Source organism: Gemmatimonadaceae bacterium (assembly GCA_019637445.1).
GTDB lineage: Bacteria > Gemmatimonadota > Gemmatimonadetes > Gemmatimonadales > Gemmatimonadaceae > Pseudogemmatithrix.
Genome location: JAHBVS010000001.1, coordinates 1,732,301 through 1,752,901, shown reverse-complemented (window position 1 = coordinate 1,752,901; position 20,601 = coordinate 1,732,301). Strand labels below are relative to the sequence as shown.

Below are 20,601 nucleotides of genomic sequence, written 5' to 3'. Positions count from 1 at the left end.
GCTAGGCCTTCCAGTTCCGCAGCGTGGTGAGCGCCGCGGCCAGCGCCTCGCGCTCTCGCGCCTCGGTCGCGGTCGCCATCAAGAGCTCATAGGTACCGATCGCCAGCTTGAGCGCGACCGGATCGTTCTCGGCGCTGGCGACACTTGCCGCGTTGTCGGCCAACGCGGCGTGCGCGAGCTTGTCCTCCGGGAAGCGCTGCGTGACCTGCTGCCAGCGCGACATCCGCCCGCGCGGCGAGGACTCGGTCAGCGCCCAGAGGTGCCAGGCGGCGCGATTCGACGGATCCGCCGCGAGCGCGCGGCCCGCAATCTCGCCCACGACGTCCGGCCCACGACCGGTGAGCCAGTATGCGTTGGCCAGGGCCACCAGTGCGTCCGCGTTCTCCGGCTCGCGCTCCACCACGCGCTCATAGACCGGGCCGGCGACCTCGTGCAGTTCACGATACGGCTCGACGGCCGCCAAGAGCTCGCGCGTGTCGGGCGTGGCGTGGCAGACGGCGTCGAGTTTCGCCAACAGCGTGGCGATGTCGGCGTCGTGCCGATATGCTTTCACGGCAGCCGCCACCGCGGCGCGTGCCTCGTGCACGGACTTGACCATCCGCGAAAGCTATCGGCCCCCACTTGGCGATGGCACCGAGACCACCCGACGTGTCAGAGCAACCGGCCAAGAGCCTCAAGCACACGCTCAACAACCCGCTGGGGGCCATCCTCGCGGAGTTGCAGCTGCTGGAGATGGAGGACCTGACGCCGGCCCAGCGCGAAGGTATCGAGCGCGCCATTGCCCAGGTGCGCCGCCTGGTCGGCCTCATCCGCGAGCACGTGCCCGACGACGCCTAGACTTGCGCCCACGCCCGGGAACCGGCATACTGATACAACCGCCCGTCACGGTGAGGCCCGTTGCCCACCCGGACGGTTGCGCTCCCAGACGCTCCCCCGCCGTGCCCATTCGCGCGGCGCACTCCCGGCACTGATGGCCGGGTCTCGGCTGGATTCCGTCTCAGGACGCTCCGCTTTTACAACGCTCCATCGTTGCTCCGCGGGATTTTTCTCCCGACACGACCCGTAGTGGTCCCACACCCTCTCGCATGACCGACAGTGAACGTCCGCCCCGTCGTGGGCGTGGTGCGCGCCCGCGTGGCGCCGCCGCTGAGGATTCCCTCACCGACGCAGATCCCTATCTCGAAGCCTCCGACTCTTCCGCCGGCAACACCGATGCCGCCGCGGGTGAGGAAAGCACGTCGGAGTCGCGGCCACGCCGCGGACGCCCGCGCCGTCCCCGCCAGACGCGGAAGGACAGCGCGGAAGCCGGCGCCGAGGCCGCTGGCAACGAGGAGGCCCGCCAGGACAGTACGGCTCCATCAGGCGATGACGCCGCCGCAGGGTCTCCTCCCGACGACAGCCGCGCAGAACGCGGCGAGCGTGAACAGAGCGGGGCGGGCGAGAGCCAGCAAAACGGAAACGGTCGCCATTGGCAGGATCGCGGTAACCGCCAGGACCGTGGGGACCGCAACGAGCGCGGGGGTCGCGGGCGACGTGGCCGCCGCCAGCGCGGCCGCGGACGTCGCGGGGACCGCCACGAGCGCGGCGAGCGCGGCGACCGCCAGCAGGGGGGCAACAACGAGGAGCGCGAGTATTCGCAGAACCCGCCGGTCATCCTCGTCGTCGACGGCGAGACCACGGGTTGGTTCGACCCGGCACGCGAGGCCGGCTTCATCCGCCGCGCCGAGTACAGCTACCTGAACGAGCAGGGCGATGCCTGGGTGCCGCCGCAGCTCGTCCGTCAGTACGGCCTGCGTCGCGGTGACCTGCTCGTCGCCAAGACCGGCCACGATCAGCGCGGCCGCATGGCTGTCGCCGAGTTGGTCGAGATCAACGGCGCCGTGCCCGAGGAGGGCAAGCGCCGCCCGGATTTCCAGACGCTCATCGCGTCGTATCCGGAGCGCCGCATCACGCTGGAGACCGGCAAGCCGGCGAAGGGCGGTCCCGAGCTTACGCGTCGTGCCATCGACCTTATTGCACCCATTGGCTACGGCCAGCGTGCGTTGATCGTCGCCCCGGCCCGCGCCGGCAAGACGATGCTGATGCAGGCCATCACGGAAGGCATCGCCCTCAACCACCCGGACGCGCACCTCATCATCCTCCTCGTGGACGAGCGTCCCGAGGAAGTCAGCGAGGCGATCTCCTGGGGCGTCGGCGAAGTCGTGGCGAGCAGCTTCGACCAGCCAGCGAAGCGCCACGTCGAAGTCGTTGAGATGGTCGCCGACCGCGCGCGTCGCCTGGTCGAGACGGGCAAGGACGTCATCGTCGTGCTCGACTCGCTCACCCGCATGGCCCGCGCCTTCAACACCGCGGAGCGGGGCACCGGCCGCACGCTCTCCGGTGGCCTCGACACCTCGGCCATGGCCCGCCCGAAGGCCTTCTTCGGCTCGGCCCGCAACATCCTGCCGCAGCACGGCGGCGGCTCGCTCACGATCATCGCCACCGCGCTCGTCGAGACCGGCTCGCGCATGGACGACGTGATCTTCGAGGAGTTCAAGGGCACGGGCAACTGCGAGATCAAGCTCGACCGCAGCCTGGCCGAGAAACGCATCTTCCCCGCCTTCGACATCGCCACCTCGGGCACGCGCCGCGAGGAGAAGCTCTACAAGGCCGAGCAGATCGACGCCATCTACACGCTGCGCCGTGGCTTGCAGCAGATGCCGCCGCAGGCGGCGATGGAGTGGCTGATCAAGCGGATTGCGGCGACGACGTCGAATGACGCCTTGTTGGCGGGGCTGTAAACCAACGGCCGAACGGCAGTGGTGAGTCGTGAGTTATAAGTCGTGAGTGAAACGGCGAGCGCAGGTGCTGTTCTCTCACGACTCATGACTTACAACTCATAACTGCAGTTCGGTTACCGCATCTCATCCCACAAAAGCGCCATCGCTCGCATCCCAAGCCTGAAGTTCTCCTGGGATATCCACTCATCCGGCGCGTGCGCGTTCTCGCCCGGGAGCCCGAAGCCCACGAGCAACACCGGCGCCTTGAGGATCGTCGCGAAGTCGTTCACCACCGGGATCGAGCCGCCCTCGCCCGTGATCACCGGCTCGCGGCCAAAGACGCCGGCCAGCGCCCGCGCCGCGGCGTCGTAGATCGGCCCTGAGAGATCCGCGCGCCAGGCGTAGCCGCCGTGCAAGTGCGTCACCTTCACGGTCACGCCCTTCGGCGCCACGTTGCGCACGTGGGCCTCGACGAGCTTGCCGATCTCCGCAGGGTCTTGGTCGGGCACGAGTCGGCAGCTCACCTTGAGCATGGCGTGGCCCGGCAGCACGGTCTTGGCGCCCTCGCCCGTGTAGCCGCTCAGGAGCCCGTTCACCTCGCAGGTCGGCCGCGTCCAGAGCTTCTCCAGCGTCGTGTAGCCAGGCTCGCCGCCCAGATCCTTCACGGCGAGGTGCGACTTGAATTCGGCTTCATCGAACGGCAGCGCGCGCATGCCCTCGCGCACGTGGTCGGGGAAGGGCCGTACGTTGTCGTAGAAGCCGGGGATGGCCACCCGGCCGTCGGCGTCGTGGAAGCTGGCGACAATCCGCGCCAATGCAGTCGCCGGGTTCACCACCGCGCCGCCGTACATCCCGCTGTGGAGGTCGGAGTTTGGTCCCGTCACGTCGACCTGCAGATACGCGAGCCCGCGCAGCGAGCTCAGGATGCTTGGTACGCCTGGCGCGAACATCGTCGAGTCGGAGATGACGACCGCATCGCAGGCAAGGCGCTTCGCGTGCTCGGCGACGAAGGGCGCGAGATGATCGCTGCCGACTTCCTCCTCGCCTTCCGCCAGTACGATGACGTTCACGGGCAGCGAACCGCGCGCCGCCAAGTGGGCCTCCAACGCAGCGATGTGCAACCAGAGCTGGCCTTTGTCGTCCACGCTGCCGCGGGCGAAGATCTTGCCGTCTCGCAGCGTGGGCTCGAAGGCCGGTGAGGTCCAGAGGTCCAGCGGCTCGGGCGGCTGCACGTCGTAGTGGCCGTAGATCAGTATCGTGGGCGCACCCTTCGGCGCCTTGCGCCATTCGGCGAGCACGATCGGATGGCCCGGCGTGTCCAGCGTCTCCACCGCCATCCCGATGCGTGCGCAGTGATCGTGCAGCCACTTGGCGGCGGCGCGCATATCACCTTTGTGCTCGCTGCGTGCGCTGACGCTGGGAATCCGGAGAAAGGCGAAGAGGTCGTCGTGCAGGCGCTGGTCGTTGGCATCGAACCACGCGGCGAGCGCGGGATCGAGGGCCGTGCGAGAGGAAGCACTCATGGCAATGTCTGGTCGGAAGTCGGGTTCAGCGGCCAGCTCCCACGCCAGCCTCGGAAGATCCACACGCGGCGCGCGCCGTGTTCCTCGGCGTTGCCACGCTGGAGTGCGATGCGCGGGCCGCGCTCCACGGATGCGAAATGATCCTGCAGCGCGACGATCGCGTCGGGCAGCCGGTCGACGCGCTCGGCGCGCACATCGAGCACGTACAGCAGCGTCGCTCCCGGCGACGCCGCAGCCGTGAGTGCGGGCCAGAGGTCGTACTGGTTCCCGCGAGACGCGGCAAGGTTCAGGCTGAACGTGCGCGGCTTGCTTGGCAAGTGGAAGGCGAGGAGCGCCGCGTCCTGATATCGATTCGCCGCGACGAGCACGGGCGCGCCGGCGGTCGCGGACTCCGCGGCCATCACGGCGGCGACTTCCGTCGACGCGCGCCGCCAGCCGTGCGCGCGAGCCACCGGATCCCGTGTCGGCGGCAGTGGCCACCAACCAGCCACAACGTGCGAGAGCGCCAGCAGGGTGAGCACGCCTGCCACCCACACGGCGGCGCGCTCCCATCGCGTGCGCAGCATCGGACGCGAGGCCGCGGCGAGCAGCAGCGCGCTGACCCAGGCAATGGCCGGCCAGTTCGCTTCCACCGGACGTCGCGTGGCGCTGTAGATGAAGAAGCCGAGGCAGCTGAGCGTCACGACGGCGAACACGAAGCGGCGCGGCTCGCCGTGAGGGTTCGCCGCGCGCCAACTGGCGCGCAGGAAGGCCCCGAAGAGCAGCGGCGACACCAGTCCAATCTGTCCGCCAAGCAAGTCGAGCTCACGTTGCCACCAGGCCCCGCGTGCGGTACTGCCCAGGCCGTGCGCGAGCTGGAAGCGGAACGAGATCCAGTCGTGCTGCGCATTCCACAGGAGCACGGGCAACAGGACCATCGAAGCGGTGGCGACCGCGAGGTAGGGTCCGGGCTTCCCGAAGTGTTTTCGCAGCTCCGGGTGCAGCGCGATGCCGAACGCGACGGTCGCCGGGATGAGCACGGCCGTGTACTTGGAGGCCATCGCCAGGCCGATGGCGACACCCGCGGCCAGCCAGGCGCGTCGCTGCTCGCGGGCATTCGCACCGGGTGCGAGGGCCTGCGTGAGCGCGAGAAGCGTGAGCGCCTCGAAGGCCAGCAGCGGCGCGTCGGGCGTCGCGAGCACGAATCCCGCCGCGGAGAGCGGCATCACTGCCAGCACCAGTGCGGCGAATCGCGCGGCGATGTCGCCGGCCAGGCGCCGTGCCGTCGCGGCAACCGCCAGGCTCGCCACGGCACCGAACAGGATGGGCAGCACGCGCACACCGATGTTCGTATCGCCGAACACGGCCGTGCCCAGGGCAATCGCGTACGCCAACACGCCGGGATGGTCGAAGTACCCAGGCTGCAGGTGTCGCGACCATTCCCAGTAGTAGGCCTCGTCGGGGAAGAGCGGGACGATGGCGCCCAGCATCAATCGGGCGAGCGTTGCCGCGGCAATCAGCCAGAGCGCCTGCCGCCAGGCCACCGACGGGCCGGCCACGATCGCCGCCGTGGAGCGCGGGGTAAGCTGCGGGCCCGACGGCCGCGCAGGAATGGGCGTCGGTGTGCCGGTCACGAGGTCAGAGGTCCGCGCAGGACTTGTTGATCTGCCGGCAATCGCTGCAGATGAGTTTGCACTTCCGCCAGACCAGCGTGCGCGAGCCGCAGTGGTCGCAGGTCTCGTCCGTGGTCGGGACCTCGTCGGTGGGAGGCGTCATCTGGGGCTGGGCCACGGGCAAAAACTAACACGGGACGGCAGGGCTGATTGCCCACCGTCCCGCGCCCTGCGTCTGCTGCCCTGTCTTACGGCATCCGATACGGGCCGGATCCCGTGCCCGACACCTGATAGCCACCCGACGACTGCCCCACGCCGGCGCCTGACCCGACCACCGGCTGCCGCGGCACCGTCGGTTGGCGCTGCGCCATCGGGGAGACCGCCGTCTTTCCTGCCGTCGATGACGGAAGCGTGCGCACCATGCCCTTGTCACGTAGCACCAGGTCCTGCGCGCGGGTGACCCACTTGGTCAGCGTGCGCAATGCCGGCACCGTGCGGGTGAGCCTCTTCTCCGCATTCACCCGCGCGAGCAGGTTCATCAGGTTCTGCGGATTCCTCATGCTCAGCTCGGCGACGGACTCCACGCCCGACGCGTCGAGCAACTCACTGAACTCCGGACCGATGCCGTTCACGCGCATCAAGTCCGCGCGATGGGCCCAGGCCTCGAGATGCGCCAGGGAAATCTGCGTGCGCTCAGCGAGCTTCTTCAGCCCGCCCTCATCCTTGGCGTGCCGCAGCAACTGGTCAGTGTTCTTCACGTTCACGTTCGCCAGGATGCCGGCGAAGTGGGGGCCGATGCCCTCAATCTGCTCAAGCTTGTAAGCCATTGTCGCTCCTCCGTGATGGCCGGGCGGCGCAATGCAGGCAGCGTCACCCGGAGGGGTGGATGCGTCCAGTGGCCGCTGCAACGGGACCGGGATTCTCACACCGGTAGCGGGAGCGGCCAGGAGGCGCAGGACTCAGCGCGAGTCTCCTACGCCAGAAATCGGTGCGGCAGGTGCCGCGGTTGTACTCCATCAATGTAGTCAATCGGAGTCCCGATGTCAAGTCGTAAACGATTGTGGGGCAATCGCTTACGCCTCAGCATCGCGGCCTTGCTCTCCGAGTGGAGGCTCGACTACTCGAAGTCCAGCGCCAAGTCGAGGCTTGGGGCGCTGTGCGTGAGCGCGCCGACCGAAATGCGATCCACGCCGGTCTCGGCGATGCCACGCAACGTCTGCAGCGACACTCCACCCGAGGCCTCCGTCCAGCAGTGGCCGCGCGCGAGCTCGACGCACTCGCGCAACGCGTGGATCGGCATGTTGTCGAGGAGCAACGCATCGGCTCTTGCGGCCACGGCGGCGCGCGCCTGCGCGACCGTGTCGCACTCGATCTGGACCAACGTTCCGCCAGGCGCGTACGCGCGCGCGCGCTGTACCGCGACGGCCACATCGCCGTTGCAGGCGGCAAGATGGTTGTCCTTGATCAGCACGGCCTCGGCGAGCGTGGACCGATGGTTGATGCCACCGCCGCAGCGCACGGCGTACTTCTCGAGGAGTCGCCAGCCGGGCGTTGTCTTTCTTGTGTCGAGGATGCGCGCGCTCGTCCCGGCGACGACTGCCACGTATCGAGCGGTCATGGTTGCCACGCCGGAGAGCCGCTGCAGGAAGTTGAGCGCGACGCGCTCCGCCGAGAGCAGGCCGCGCGCGGCACCGGAGAGATAGAGCACCGTATCGCCCTTCCGCACCGGAGAGCCGTCCTCCGCGTCCACCCGGATCTCGACGTGCGCGTCGAGCAGCCGGAACGCCGCCAGCGCCAGCGGGACTCCGGCCACGACGCCGTCGGCGCGCGCGACGAGTGAGCCGCGCGCGTGGTGGCCGGGCACGACGGTCGCCAAGGTGGTCAGGTCATCGAACGCACGGTCTTCCTCGAGCGCCGTGCGCACGAGCTCGACAATCTGCGATTCAGAGAATGGAAATCCGCCGCCAGGCGGCGCATAGGCAGGCGTCGCGAGCGGCGTGATCCGCCGTGGCGGCTGGCGCTCGCGATCGGCGCTCACTCGCCGGGATCCACGCCGGGTCCGGCCGGCGTCGGCTGCCCACCGCCAATGCTCACCATCCGCTCGATGGCCAGTGTCGCGCGTGCGGCGATCTCCGGCGCCACCGTGATGCGATGCTCCAGACGCTCGAGCGCGCCGAGCACCTTTGGCAGCGTGGTCACCTTCATGTAGGCGCAGCTCGCGCGCTCGTTGGCGGCGTGGAAAGTCTTGCCCGGATAGGCGCGCTGGAGGCGGTGCAGGATTCCCACCTCCGTGGCGACGATGAACGTTTCTGAGTCTGACTCGCCGGGCCGCTTGATCATCCCCTCGGTCGAGAGGATGTGCACGCCGTCGGGATCGACATCGCCCGCGCTCACCGCCTCCACCACACTGGTGGCGCAGCCGCACTCGGGATGGATCAAGAACTCCGCCTCCGGATGCATCGCGCGTTGAAGGCGGATGTTTTCGGGGTCGATCCCCGCGTGCACGTGACACTCGCCCATCCAGACGTGGATGTTCTTCCGTCCCGTGACCCGACGCACGTGCGCGCCGAGGAACATGTCGGGCAGGAAGAGGATCTCCTGGTCCTCGGGGATCGCGTTCACGATCTCGACCGCGTTGCCCGAGGTGCAGCAGTAGTCGCTCTCGGCCTTCACCTCGGCCGTTGTGTTCACATAGGCCACCACGACGGCGCCGGGATGCTCGGCCTTCCAGTGCCGGAGCTGCTCGGCGTCGATGGTGCTGGCCAGTGAGCAGCCGGCGGCGAGGTCGGGCAGCAACACCGTCTTTTGTGGCGACAGGATTGCGGCCGTCTCGGCCATGAAGTGCACGCCGCAGAAGACGATGACATCGGCGTCGGTGCGCGCTGCCTCGCGGGACAGGCCCAAGGAGTCGCCGACGAAGTCTGCGACGTCCTGGACTTCGGGGCGCTCGTAGTTGTGCGCCAGGATGACGGCGTTGCGCTCCTTGGCCAGCGCGCGAATGCGGCGCTGCAGCGCCTCGGTCTCTTGGTCGGCTCGTGGAACCATGGTAGAAAGTTAACGCCCTTGGGCCCTGCCCCGGTTCACCACTCGATGTGGCGACCCTTCCATTTGTTCTTGGGCTTGGGGAAGTCGCTGCGATAGTGCCCGCCGCGTGACTCGCGGCGCATCAGCGCGCTCTCGACGATCAACTGGGCCGTCTCGACCATGTTGATCTCCTCGGTGGCACCGGCCGCAAGCCGCGTCTTGATCGCCGCCAGTCCCTTCCGCGCCTCCCGCAATCCCTTGGCATCGCGGTCGATGCCGGCGTGGTCCCACATCAGACGGCGGATCTCGTCCGCGGCGACCTGGGCGGCGCCGCGATCACGGAGGACCGGCACGCGCCACTCCTTGGCCTGCGGCACGCGCGGAAGCTTCGGCTGCGCGACGGCATCGCGCGCCACGCGCTCGGCGAACACGAGGCCTTCGAGCAGCGAGTTCGACGCGAGGCGGTTGGCCCCGTGCACGCCGGTGCGTGAGACCTCGCCGCAAGCATAGAGGCGCTCCATCGACGAGCGGCCGGCAAGGTCCGTGACGATGCCGCCCATCATGTAGTGTGCGGCCGGCGTCACGGGAATCAGGTCGCGGCGCGGATCGATGCCGCGTGCGAGGCAGAGCGCCAGGATGCCGGGGAATCGGCGCGCGAAGGTGCGCGAGAGCTTGGTGGCGTCCAGCCAGACGCGGCTGCCGCGTTGCTGCTCACGGAATATCTCGCGGGCCACGACGTCGCGTGGCGCGAGTTCGGCGGCGCGGTGCCGGCGCAGCATGAAGCGCGTGCCGCGATCATTCACCAAGACCGCGCCCTCACCGCGCACGGCCTCGGAGATCAGCGAGAGCGGGTTCTCCGGTGTGTCGAGCGCCGTGGGATGGAACTGCACGAACTCCATGTCCGCCACCGTCGCGCCTGCGCGGTGTGCAATGGCGTAGCCGTCGCCCGTCGCGACGAGTGGATTCGTCGTGCTGCGATACAACTGCCCGCAGCCTCCGGTCGCCAGCACCGTGGCATCGGCAATGATCTCCACCGCGCGTCCACCCACCGCCGCGCGCACGCCGCAGCAGCGCCCGCCGGAAACGATGAGGTCCAGCGCGCGCGCCGTCTCCAGCACCTCGATGTTCTCGCGCTCACGCACGCGGTGGATCAGCGCCCGCGAGACCTCGGCGCCCGTCTGGTCACCCTTGGCGTGCACGATGCGCTTGCGCGAGTGCGCGGCCTCGCGGCCCAACGTGAAGCGTCCGTGTTCGTCGAGGTCGAACTGCGCGCCCGCGTCGGCCAGCTCGCGCACGCGCGCCGGCCCCTCGGCGACCAGCACCTCGACGGCGGCCGCATCGCACAACGCCGCGCCGGCGGCCAGCGTGTCCAGGCGGTGCAGTTCGGGCGAGTCGCCCGCGCCGAGCGCCGCCGCGATGCCGCCCTGCGCCCAGGCGGTGGAGGAGTCGCGCAACGTGCGCTTGGTCAGCACGACCACGTCGCCGTGGTCGGAGCAACGACCCGCCGTGTGGAGCCCTGCGATTCCCGACCCGATGACGAGGAATCGCGTGCGGATGCGCTGGGTCAGAAGATGCTCAGGTTGACGAAGCGCTTGGGATTCGCGCGAAACTCCGACAGCAGCACGCGCAGGTCCACCAGCAGCGAGTCCGTGTTTCGATACAGACTTGGGTCGTTGAACAGCAGGCCCAGCGAACCTTCACCTCGCTCGACCCTGCCGAGCAGCGTGTCCGCTTTCGTAATGGCACGCGACAGGCTGTTCTCGGCGCGCATCAACGACTCCGACATCTCGTTCAGGCGCCCGCTCATCTGCCGGAGGTCGGCGGCAGCGGCCTGGGCGTCGGCGACAATGCGTGCGATCTCACCCGCCGAGGTCGCGGAGTCGAGCCGGCCGACGGAGCGCTGCAGCGCGGCCGCACCGGACGACAGGTCGCCCACCCCGGCGCGCACCTGCGCGGCAATCATATCCAGATTCTGCGACTGCAGGCGCACCGTGCGCGTGAGCTCGGTGGACATCACGCTGAGGTTGCGGATGGTGGTGCGCAGTTCGCGCGCCGCGGAGTCGTCGAAGGCCGTGCGCACGCGCTCGGCCACCGAGGCCACGTTGCCGGCGATGCCGCCCGCCACCGAGGTCAGCTGCGCGATGTCTGGCAGCACGGCGCCCGCGAGCGTGTTGGCCGGCGCTCCGGCGGAGTCCTGCAGCTGCAGGACCACTTCGCGAATGGCCGGCACGGCATCGCGCTGGGTAATCACGGCCTGCCATTCTCCGAACAGCGTGGATGCCTGCGTGAGCACCACGGGATTGGGCGGCAACTGAATGCCGGGATCCAGCAGCAGTGTCGTGGTCACCCAGCCGCTGTCGGCCAGGTGGATGTCATCCACGCGCCCCGCGCGCACGCCGCGGATCACGACGGCGTTGCCCACCGCCATGTTGCCGACCTCGCGGAAGCGCGCCGTGACTTCCACGCGCTGCTGGCCGATGTCGGCCTGTTGCAGCCACATCGTGACAACGACCACCAGTGCCATTCCACCGAGCACGGTGGCGCCCACGATCCAATCGTTCGACCGCCGCTTCATGTGGCCCTCCCGAGGAGCCAGACCATCGCCCAGAACGCGTCGAGGACGAGGATGAACACTGCAGATTGCACCACGGCCTGCGTGGCCGCACCTCCGACGCCCTGCGCGCCGCCGCGGGTGCGGAGGCCGTTGGCCGACGCGAGGATGGTGACCGCGAAGCCGAAGCTGGCCGCCTTCACGAGGCCGTAGCGTACGTCGAAGTTGTCGAAAAACAACCGCACGCCCTTGAGGAACTCCGGCGTGCTCAGGTCCAGCAGCACCAGCGAGGCGCCCCAGCCGGCGCCAAGTCCCACCATCATCGCGACGCCCACGACCACGGGAAACATCAGTACGCCCGCGAGGACGCGCGGTACGACGAGGTACGCCACGGGGTCGAAGGACAAGGTCTCGAGCGCATCAACTTGTTCCGTGACGCGCATCGTGCCGATTTCGGCGGCGATGTTGGCGCCGACGCGACCGGCCAGCGCGAGACCGGTGAGCACGGGTGCGAGCTCCATCATGATGGTCTTCTGCACCAGCGTGCCGACCAAGTAGCGTGGCACGGCACCGGTGAAGCTGTAGCTGGCCAGCAGCGAGAGCACCACGCCGGTGAACAGCGCAATCAGGATGCCGATGGGCAGGGAGTCCACGCCCAGCTGCCGGGCCTGCTGCGAGAAGTTCGGGCCCCAAGTCGAGACGTCCTGCAGGGAACGGCCCGACTCGACGGTGAGCCGCCCCGCCGCTCCGATGGCGCCCAGGGACTTCCGGACGGACCGCCCAATGGCCTCTATCACCCTTCGAAGTTACCGCCCGGCCCGACGCCGACCAGTAGTAGTTAACCCGTGTATCTTTCAGGGAATGCCTGCCCATCCGGCCGGCAGCCGCCCGCAGCCTCGAGGGTTCTCCGCTGGGCAAGCTCGTAGTCCTGATGGTCACCGCGTTCGTGGATATGGTGGGGCTCCTGATGGTGCTCCCGCTGTTGCCGTTCTACGCGACGCGCTTCGTGGGCCGCGGACCGCTGTGGCAGGCGCTGGACGCCGTCGGGATGGGCGGCGAAGGCACGGTGATCGCGCTGCTCGTGTCGTCGTTTGCCGTGGCGCAGCTGCTGAGCGCACCCGCCTGGGGACGGGTCTCGGACCGTTATGGTCGGCGTCCGGCGCTGATGATCGGACTCGGCGCGAGTTTCGTCGCGTATATCGTCTTTGCGTTCGCCGGAAACCTCGAACTCCTGTTCCTGTCGCGCATCGTGCAGGGCGCGGGCGGCGGCACGGTCGGCGTGATCCAGGCCTATGTCGCAGACGCCACGGAGCCGCAGGACCGTGCCAAGGCGCTCGGCTGGCTCTCCGCGGCGACGAACGCCGGTGTGGCGCTTGGACCCGCGATCGGTTCCTTCTCCGCCCGGATGGGGCCCGAGTGGCCGGGCTTGCTGGCGGCTGTGATCACGGTGGTGAACATGGGATTCGCGTGGAAGTACCTCACGGAATCCAACGAGCAGGCCGGCGTGCGCACGGCGGACCGCCCGAAGGTCTCGGGTTCGCGCGAGACCCTGTTGCGCGTGACGACGCACCCGACGCTGCCCGCGAGCCGACTGATCTGGATCTACGCCATCGGCATGGGCGCCTTCCAGGGGATGACGGCGATCCTCGCGCTGTTCCTCTATGACCGTTTTGGCATCAACGAGACGAACATCGGCTGGGTGTTCGTCTACATCGGCGCGCTGTCGGTGTTCACGCGCGCGGTGCTGCTTGGCCCGGCGGTGGATCGCTACCGCGAGCCGCGGCTCTCGCGCTACGGCGGCGCATTCCTGACGGCGGGCTTGCTGGCGCTGCCGTTCACGACGAACTACACATCGCTGGCGCTGGCGGTGTTGCTGATCCCGCTTGGTACGGCGTTCACGTTCCCGTGCGTGACGGGGATGCTCTCTCAGGTGATCCCGAACCACGAGCGCGGCCTGTACATGGGCGTGCAGCAGACCTTCGGCGGCTTGGCGCGAGTCGTGGGGCCGATCTGGGCGGGCTTTGCCTACGACTACCTCGGCAAGGGCGTCCCCTTCTTCACGGGCGCGGCGCTGGCCGCGTTCACGATCGTGATTGGGATGGGGATTGAGGCACACATCCCTGCACGCAAGCCTGTTTCTGCGGCGGCGTAGAGACTGCTAACTGCTTTGCCACAGAGGCACAGAGACACAGAGGGTTTCGCGACGGTGCTGAAGCGACCGTGCGGCCTCTGTGTCTTCTTTCTTTGGAACGGCGAGCGCGCCGACCCGCTCGCGTAGTTCATAGGAAAAACGAAGACACTGAGAGTGCAGGCAGCCGTCGCGGTGCGCTCAAGCTCTCTGTGTCTCTGTGCCTCTGTGGCAAAGCAGTTGCAGTTCCAGAGCCTACGAATCCACCGAAGCCTGCTGCGAAGACCGTACGTGGAACTCCCCGGTCCGCCCCTGCGTCGCCGGGTGCCGAGACATCGACGCGTCCTCGGTCTCGGTAATCAGGCGCACACCGCGCTCGAAGAAGATGTAGTTGTAGAACCACTGCAGCAGCACGCTGAGTCGGTTGCGGAAGCCGACAAGGTACGCGATGTGGATGAACAGCCAGAGGAACCAGGCCAGGTAGCCCGCGAAGCGGAACTTGCCGTCGAAGAAGCTTGCGACCGCCTTGTGGCGACCAATGGTGGCGAGGTCGCCCTTGTTGATGTAGCGGAAGGGCTTCGTCGGCTCGCCCTTGAGCGCGCGGCGCACGTTGTGCCCGGCCAGCGCTCCCATCTGGTTCGCCGCCGGTGCGACGCCGGGCACCCACTTGCCGTCCGTCTGCTTCACCGCGGCGCAGTCGCCCACCACGAAGACGCGAGGGTCGCCGGGCAGGCTGAGGTCCTGCTCCACCAGCACGCGGCCACTGCGGTCCAGTGGCACGTCCAGCGTCTTCGCCAATGGTGAGGCCGCGTTCCCGGCAGCCCAAAAGACCGACTGCGAGGGGATGAACTCCTCGCCCACCTGCACGCCGAACTCCGTGATGTCCGTGACCATCGTGTTCACGCGCACCTCGACGCCAAGGCGCTCGAGGTCGCGCTGCGCGCGGGCGGACAGCGATTCCGGGAATGCCGGCAGCAGTCGCGGACCGCCTTCCAACAGGATCACGCGCACCATCGCCGTGTCGATGCGACGGAAGTCGGGCCGAAACGCCCGGCGACACATCTCCGGCAACACGCCGGCCAGCTCCACACCGGTCGGCCCGCCGCCGACGAGCACGAAGGTGAGCAGCGCGCGACGCGCCGCCTCGTCCTCCTCCCACTCCGCGCGCTCGAAGGCCAGCAGGAAGCGCTTGCGGATGCGTCGCGCGTCCTCGACGCTCTTGAGGCCCGGTGCCCAGCGCTCCCAGGCGTCGTTGCCGAAATAGCTGTGCCGGGCACCGGGCGCCACGATCAAGTAGTCGTAGTGGATCGGCTCGGGTTCGCCCTTCACCCGGATGACGCGGGCGCCGCGGTCCACCGATTCGACGCTGCCGAGCAGCGTCGTCACGTTCCGCTGGCGACGCAGGATCCAACGAATCGGGGCGGTGATGTCGCTCGGCGCCAGCGCCGTCGTCGCCACCTGGTACAGCAGCGGCTGGAAGAGATGGTGGTTGGTGCGGTCGATCAAAAGCACCTCCACACCCGAGGCGCGCGCCACGGCTTGGGCAGCGCTGAGCCCACCAAAGCCGCCGCCGATGATGACGACGCGGGCCGTTCGCTTCGCCTGTGCCATACGCTATCGATCCGCTGGCAACCCTGCCGAGAGAAGGTTGACCAGCAAGCGCGCGCCACCTGGCACGCCACCGGGGATCTGACGGAAGAGCGAGAGCGAGGTGTACACGTAACGCCCCTGCCCGTACCGCAGCTCGAGCAAGGCACCGCGGCGCTCGTCCTCGTCGGGGTCGTTCATCGCCAGCGGCGTGCGATACGTCGAGTCGATGTCGGTGGGCATATACAGCGCGCGCTCCTGCACCCAGTCCGCCCAGTCTGCGTCGGTGATGCGGTTCGGCCAGCGCAGCAGGCGGGACTGTGCATCGAGCACGCGCACGGGCGCGTCCTCGCGCGTCACGCGCGCCGCCGGCCGCGAGAAGCCGATCGGCGCCGGCGTCATGCCCGGCCGCTGCATCTCGTACTGCCCGTACTGGACGACCAGGGTTCCTCCCTTGCGCACCCACTCAAACAATCGGGGATTGGACGCCGCGAGTTCCGGGTTGGCGTCGTACGCCCTGGGCCCAATCACGACGGTCGTGTACTGCTCAAGGTCAATCAGCGCCAGTTGGTCCGCTGAGATCGCCGTGGTCGGGATCTGCAGCTGCGAGAGAACCGGCGCGATACCGTCGGACACGCCGACCACATAAGCCACGCGCAGCGCGCGCGGCACGCTCACCGGCACGGCCAGCAGATACGCCGACGACTGCCGGTACAGGCGCACGGGCCGTATGTGCGGATACTCGATCGTCGCGAAGCCCTCCACGAACACCGTGCCATCGGACTCGGCCCCGACGCCAAAGTCGTAGCGGCCCGGCGCCAAGCGCCCCGTAAGCGTAAGCGCGAGTTCCTGGGTCGCGCCGGGCGCTAGCACGAGCGAGTCCGGCAGGCCGGAGCCGCGAAGTCCCTCGGGAATCAGCGTGCGGAAGCGCAGCGTGCGCGGCTGCTCCGTGTGCGAACGCAGCGTCACCGTGATGCGCCGCTCCACCTGCTCGTTCGCCCGCATGTACTCGAGCGTGCGATCGAGCCGGATGGTGATCGGCGGGACGCCGCCGACCGGACGCCGTTGTTCCCCAAGCACCGGGTCGGCGAAGCGGTACACGATGCTGCCGCCATCAGCGGTCACGCGGGTGCCGGCGATCGCCATCTCCACGCGGACATCGGTAAGCCGCCGCGCGTCGTCGGCAACGGACACGCGCGGCACCATCTCCACCGTCACACCGCTCGAGACGCGCGCGACGCCGTCCGCCGGCGACTGGCCGTCGGGGAACATCGCGCCTTCCTTGGGGCCGATCCAATACGGGCGATGATCGGCGATGGCCACGATCGGCACGTCGATCACCGTGTCCGTCCCCGCAGCGATCTCCAGCGGCGCAGCGAAGCCGATCGGGCGCGCACCAGAGATCCGTGCGCCGCCAACCAAGATCGGCCACCGTCCGCGGTTGTAGATGTTGAGGCGCGCCCGTGTGCCGTCACCGAAGGCGAGCAGCTCCTGCGTGGTCGTCACCTCCACCACCACGCCCGCCGCCTCGAGCAACGCTGCCTGCGCGCGCTCCAGCATCAGGTTGACGCTGCGCTCCAGCGCGAGGTCGGTCTCGTCGCACACCGCCGGCACGCCGTTGATGCGCTCGTACTGCGTGATCGGCACGATGCCGCAGCGCTTGACGGTCTCGCGCGCGAACACCAAACGCCCAACCAGACGCGCGAGTCCCGGCACAATCGCACCGGGATCACGGTAGTCCGCCTGGCGCCGCAACGAATCTGCAAGCGCGGCGATCGTCACCAAGGGCACGCCGCGGGTCGCTGCAAGCGTCGCAAGTCCGGCGGCTGTGGTATCCACACCATCGAACAGCGTGTGCTCGTCTGCGGCCGCGACATCGGCGTTCACGCGCGTGAGTTCTCGCGTGAGCCGAACGGGCACCGTGCCCAAGCGCTCCAACGCGCCAAAGCCCTGCGAGCGATGCTGCGACCGGCTTTCGCCGGCGATTTCCGCCGCACTGCGTCCCAGCACCGGATCGTAGCGGCCCGCGTCCATCGTCAACGTCGCCGTCGCGCCGCGCGACCCTCGCGCACTGCGATAGAACTTCTGCGGCGTCCACGGCCGGCCGTGCGTGGCCACCGGGAAGCGCAGCGTATCCGCGGCCGCGTCGAAGCCATCGCGCGCGAGGATGCCCGAGGCCTCGTGGTGCCCGTGCCCATCCGCCCGCGTGCCAGTCCACACCGCCACCACCACCTGCGGCCGGAACGCGCGGATCACCCGCACCACGTCACCGGTCAGTGCCTCGCGGTCCCACTGCGTAAACGTTTCTTCCGCCGACTTGGAGAACCCAAAGTCATAGGCCCGCGAGAAGAACTGCTGCGCACCATCCACGCGCCGCGCGGACAGCAACTCCTCCGTGCGGATCGCGCCCAACGCGTCGCCCAACTCGTTGCCGATCAGGTTCTGCCCACCATCACCGCGCGTAAGCGAGAGGTAGGCGGTGTGCACCTGGTGCCCGCGCGCCAGCATCGCCAGCAGGTTCGTGTCCTCGTCGTCGGGATGCGCCCCGATGTGCAGCACGCGTCCCGTCACGGTGATGCCGCGCAGCAGTTGGTCCAACGCAGCAGCGCCGCGCTCCTGCCCGAAGGCAAGGCGCGGCGCCAGGACTGCCACCACGAGCAGCGCGCCCCACAGCGCGCGCCGGCTCACCATCCGATCTTCGCGGCACCCGAGGGGCGCCGCGCTCCCGTCATCCGCACCGGCGCCGACAGCGCCTCGTTCACGATGCGCTGCTGCTCGGCCGCGTGCGTGTCCGCGTAGCCTTCCGCCGGACTCGCTTGCTCAGCGCGTCCGTAGTAGCGAATCACCAGCGCGTTGCCCGTGGACACGCGCAGGCGCGGCGCGACGAAGCTCCATGCACCCATGTTCTTCGGCTCTTCCTGCACCCAGGCCACCTCGTCGATCGCCGGGTAGCGGTCCACCAGCGACGCCACGTCCTCGTGCGGCCAGGGATACAGCTCCTCGACGCGCGCCACCGCGACACTCTCCGGAATGCCCGCGGCGAGCAGGTCGTAGTAGACCTTGCCCGTGCAGAACACGAGGCGCTTCACGTGCTGCCGCTTCTCGGCGCCGGCGGGATCGTCGATCACCGCGCGGAAGCCCGCCTCGCTCAGGTCCGTCACCTTGCTCGCCGCCTGTGCCAGGCGCAGCAGCGACTTGGGCTGCATCAGCACCAGCGGACGGCGCGGCACCTTCGTCTGCCGCCGCAGGATGTGGAAGTACTGCGCCGGCGTGCTGGGATACGCCACGCGCATGTTGCCCTCGGCGCAGAGCTGCAGGAATCGCTCAAGACGTGCGCTCGAATGCTCCGGGCCCTGACCCTCGTAGCCGTGCGGCAGCAGCAGCACGAGTCCCGAGTCCTGCGCCCACTTGGCGCGGTCCGACGCAATGAACTGGTCGATGATCGGCTGCGCGACGTTGGCGAAATCGCCGAACTGCGCCTCCCACAGCGCCAGCGTCCGCTTGGCCACGACGCTGTAGCCGTACTCGAAACCAAGCACCGCGGTCTCGCTGAGCGCCGAGTTGTAGAGCTCGAAACGTCCCTTGGCGCCGGGGAGATGGGCCAGCGGCGAATACTTGCGGCCCGTCTCGACGTCGCTGAGTACGGCGTGGCGATGCGAGAAGGTCCCACGCTCCACGTCCTGCCCCGACATCCGGATGTGCAGGCCATCGACGAGGATGCTGGCGAAGGCCATCTGCTCGGCGTGGCCCCAGTCGATCGAGGCCTCACCCGAGAGCGCGTCGCGCCGACGCTCAAGCTGCTTGGCCAGGCGCGGATGCGGCTTGAAGTCGCCCGGATATGTCAGCAGCGCCTCGTTGTACTGACGCAGCGTCTCGGCGGGCACTGCCGTCGGCACCTGCAGCGTGCCGGAGTCCGGCTCCGCGCCCGTCTTCGGCTCGGGGGCGGTCTTGGACTCCTCGTACGCCGCCTTGTACTCCTCGGCGATCTGCTTGTCGAGCGCCTCGACCTCGTCCTTGCTGACCACGCCTTCCTGCTCCAGGCGCGCCGCCCACACGAGTCGCGCCGTCGGATGCGCCTTTACCTTCTCGTACAGTGACGGCTGCGTGTACGTGGGTTCGTCGCCCTCGTTGTGGCCCCAACGGCGGTAGCCCACGAGGTCGATCAGGAAGTCCTTCTTGAAGCGCGTGCGGTAGGCCGTGGCGATGCGCATCGCGATGATGCAGGCCTCGGCGTCGTCCGCGTTCACGTGGATGATCGGGATCTCGAAGCCCTTCGCCATGTCCGACGCGTAGCGCGTCGAGCGCGAGTCGATGGGATCCGTCGTGAAACCGATCTGGTTGTTGACGATGATGTGCAGCGTGCCACCCACGCGGTACGCGCGCAGCCGCGAGAGGTTGAACGTCTCGGCGACGATGCCCTCGCCGGGGAACGCCGCGTCGCCGTGGATGCAGATTGGCACCACGCGCGACTCGTCACGCGTCATCGGATCGTTGTTGTCGCGCTGCAGCGCGCGTACCGTGCCCGCGAGCACGGGGTTCACAATCTCCAGGTGGCTGGGGTTCGGCATCAGCGACACGCGGACCTCGCCGCCGTCGATCTGATGCGTGCCCTCGAAGCCGAGGTGGTACTTCACGTCGCCAGTGGAGGCGCCGGTGAGGTGGCCGTGCTGGCCCTGGAACTCGCCGAAGATCTGCGTCAGCGGCTTCTCGAGCACGTGGGCCAGCACGCTGAGCCGGCCGCGGTGCGCCATAGAGATGGCGACCTGCTTGGCGCCGGCGCGCGCGAGTTCCTCGACAGCCGTGTGCAGCATCGGCACCAACGCATCCGTGCCTTCGATGGAGAAGCGCTTGTAGCCCACGAAGGTGCGGCCGAGGAAGCGCTCGAAGCCGTCCACCTCGGTGAGGTGGCGCAGCGCGGCCTTCTTCTCGTCGGGCGTGAGCGGGCGCGTGAGCTTCTCGGCCGTGAACAGCTCGCGGAACCACTGGCGTTCCTCCTCGCTGCCCACGTGCTGCACCTCGACGGCGAGGTTGCGCGTGTAGCGCAGGCGCAGGCGGTCGGCCACGTCCTTGGCCGTCTCAAGGTGCGGGAAGCCCAGGGCCGCGCCGCTGACCTGCCCCAGCTGTTCCTCAGTAATGCCGTAGAACTCCGGCGTCAGCTCCTGCGCGCCTGGCGGTGGCGTGCCGAGCGGATCCAGCTGCACGGCAAGATGCCCGTAGTGGCGAATTCCGTTGATGTGGCGCGCGGCGGCGGCAGCGATGCGGGCGAACTCCTCGTCACCCTGCGCGCTGGGCCCACGACCCATCGCCTCTTCAGCGAAACGGAAAAACTGGCGCCAGGACTCATCCACGGAGGACGGGTCCTGGCGATAGGCCTCAAACATTTCTGCGGCGTAGGCGTCGTTGAAGACGCTCGCAATCGGCTCCTGTGCCATAGGGG

The 20,601-nt window shown here is 68.6% G+C and carries 16 protein-coding genes; 3 read left to right on the top strand and 13 right to left on the bottom strand.

Annotated features, from left to right (window positions below):
• Position 1 precedes the first annotated feature (1 nt).
• Positions 2-598 carry a hypothetical protein gene (locus KF709_07885; GenBank protein MBX3174318.1) on the bottom strand — a complete coding sequence of 199 codons (597 nt, stop codon included), beginning with the start codon at positions 596-598 and terminating at the stop codon, positions 2-4.
• Between the two features lie 50 nt (positions 599-648).
• On the opposite strand from KF709_07885, the gene KF709_07880 reads away from it, so the two are divergent.
• Complete coding sequence (locus tag KF709_07880) at positions 649-837, top strand: hypothetical protein (protein MBX3174317.1); 189 nt, start codon at positions 649-651, stop codon at positions 835-837.
• 248 nt (positions 838-1,085) lie between these two features.
• Complete coding sequence (gene rho / locus KF709_07875; protein MBX3174316.1) at positions 1,086-2,780, top strand: transcription termination factor Rho; 1,695 nt, start codon at positions 1,086-1,088, stop codon at positions 2,778-2,780.
• Between the two features lie 113 nt (positions 2,781-2,893).
• Here rho and KF709_07870 read toward each other — a convergent pair whose 3' ends face one another.
• The 9 genes from KF709_07870 to KF709_07830 form a co-directional block, all read right to left on the bottom strand.
• Complete coding sequence (locus KF709_07870; GenBank protein ID MBX3174315.1) at positions 2,894-4,282, bottom strand: dipeptidase; 1,389 nt, start codon at positions 4,280-4,282, stop codon at positions 2,894-2,896.
• Complete coding sequence (locus tag KF709_07865; protein ID MBX3174314.1) at positions 4,279-5,895, bottom strand: glycosyltransferase family 39 protein; 1,617 nt, start codon at positions 5,893-5,895, stop codon at positions 4,279-4,281. Before KF709_07865 ends, KF709_07870 begins: the two co-directional genes overlap by 4 nt.
• 4 nt (positions 5,896-5,899) lie before the next feature.
• Complete coding sequence (locus KF709_07860) at positions 5,900-6,052, bottom strand: hypothetical protein (protein ID MBX3174313.1); 153 nt, start codon at positions 6,050-6,052, stop codon at positions 5,900-5,902.
• 70 nt (positions 6,053-6,122) lie between these two features.
• Positions 6,123-6,701 carry a DUF4332 domain-containing protein gene (locus KF709_07855; GenBank protein MBX3174312.1) on the bottom strand — a complete coding sequence of 193 codons (579 nt, stop codon included), beginning with the start codon at positions 6,699-6,701 and terminating at the stop codon, positions 6,123-6,125.
• A 290-nt stretch (positions 6,702-6,991) separates the two neighbouring features.
• Complete coding sequence (nadC, locus tag KF709_07850; GenBank protein MBX3174311.1) at positions 6,992-7,912, bottom strand: carboxylating nicotinate-nucleotide diphosphorylase; 921 nt, start codon at positions 7,910-7,912, stop codon at positions 6,992-6,994.
• The gene (gene nadA, locus KF709_07845; GenBank protein MBX3174310.1) at positions 7,909-8,919 is read right to left on the bottom strand and encodes a quinolinate synthase NadA; all 1,011 of its coding nucleotides are present in this window, start codon (positions 8,917-8,919) and stop codon (positions 7,909-7,911) included. The genes nadC and nadA overlap by 4 nt, the downstream gene beginning before the upstream one ends.
• A gap of 35 nt (positions 8,920-8,954) precedes the next feature.
• Entirely contained in the window at positions 8,955-10,466 is a 1,512-nt protein-coding gene (locus KF709_07840; protein MBX3174309.1) for an L-aspartate oxidase, read from the bottom strand.
• Positions 10,463-11,473: an MCE family protein gene (locus KF709_07835; protein MBX3174308.1), complete on the bottom strand. Its 1,011-nt coding sequence runs from the start codon at positions 11,471-11,473 to the stop codon at positions 10,463-10,465. The genes KF709_07840 and KF709_07835 overlap by 4 nt, the downstream gene beginning before the upstream one ends.
• On the bottom strand, positions 11,470-12,246 hold the full coding sequence (locus tag KF709_07830) for an ABC transporter permease (protein ID MBX3174307.1): 777 nt from the start codon (positions 12,244-12,246) through the stop codon (positions 11,470-11,472). The genes KF709_07835 and KF709_07830 overlap by 4 nt, the downstream gene beginning before the upstream one ends.
• A 134-nt stretch (positions 12,247-12,380) precedes the next feature.
• Between KF709_07830 and KF709_07825 the strand changes: the two genes are divergently transcribed.
• A complete protein-coding gene (locus KF709_07825; protein MBX3174306.1) occupies positions 12,381-13,601 on the top strand; it encodes an MFS transporter in 1,221 nt (406 codons plus the stop codon).
• A gap of 231 nt (positions 13,602-13,832) precedes the next feature.
• On the opposite strand, the gene KF709_07820 is transcribed toward KF709_07825, so the two are convergent.
• Genes KF709_07820 through KF709_07810 form a run of 3 tightly spaced genes read right to left on the bottom strand, consistent with a single transcriptional unit; the run spans position 13,833 to position 20,596 of the window.
• Entirely contained in the window at positions 13,833-15,188 is a 1,356-nt protein-coding gene (locus tag KF709_07820; protein ID MBX3174305.1) for an NAD(P)/FAD-dependent oxidoreductase, read from the bottom strand.
• Positions 15,189-15,191: 3 nt separating this feature from the next.
• On the bottom strand, positions 15,192-17,852 hold the full coding sequence (locus tag KF709_07815; protein ID MBX3174304.1) for a PIG-L family deacetylase: 2,661 nt from the start codon (positions 17,850-17,852) through the stop codon (positions 15,192-15,194).
• Positions 17,849-20,596, bottom strand: coding sequence for a 2-oxoglutarate dehydrogenase E1 component (locus KF709_07810; protein MBX3174303.1), 2,748 nt, complete (start codon positions 20,594-20,596; stop codon positions 17,849-17,851). The genes KF709_07815 and KF709_07810 overlap by 4 nt, the downstream gene beginning before the upstream one ends.
• Positions 20,597-20,601: the final 5 nt, after the last annotated feature.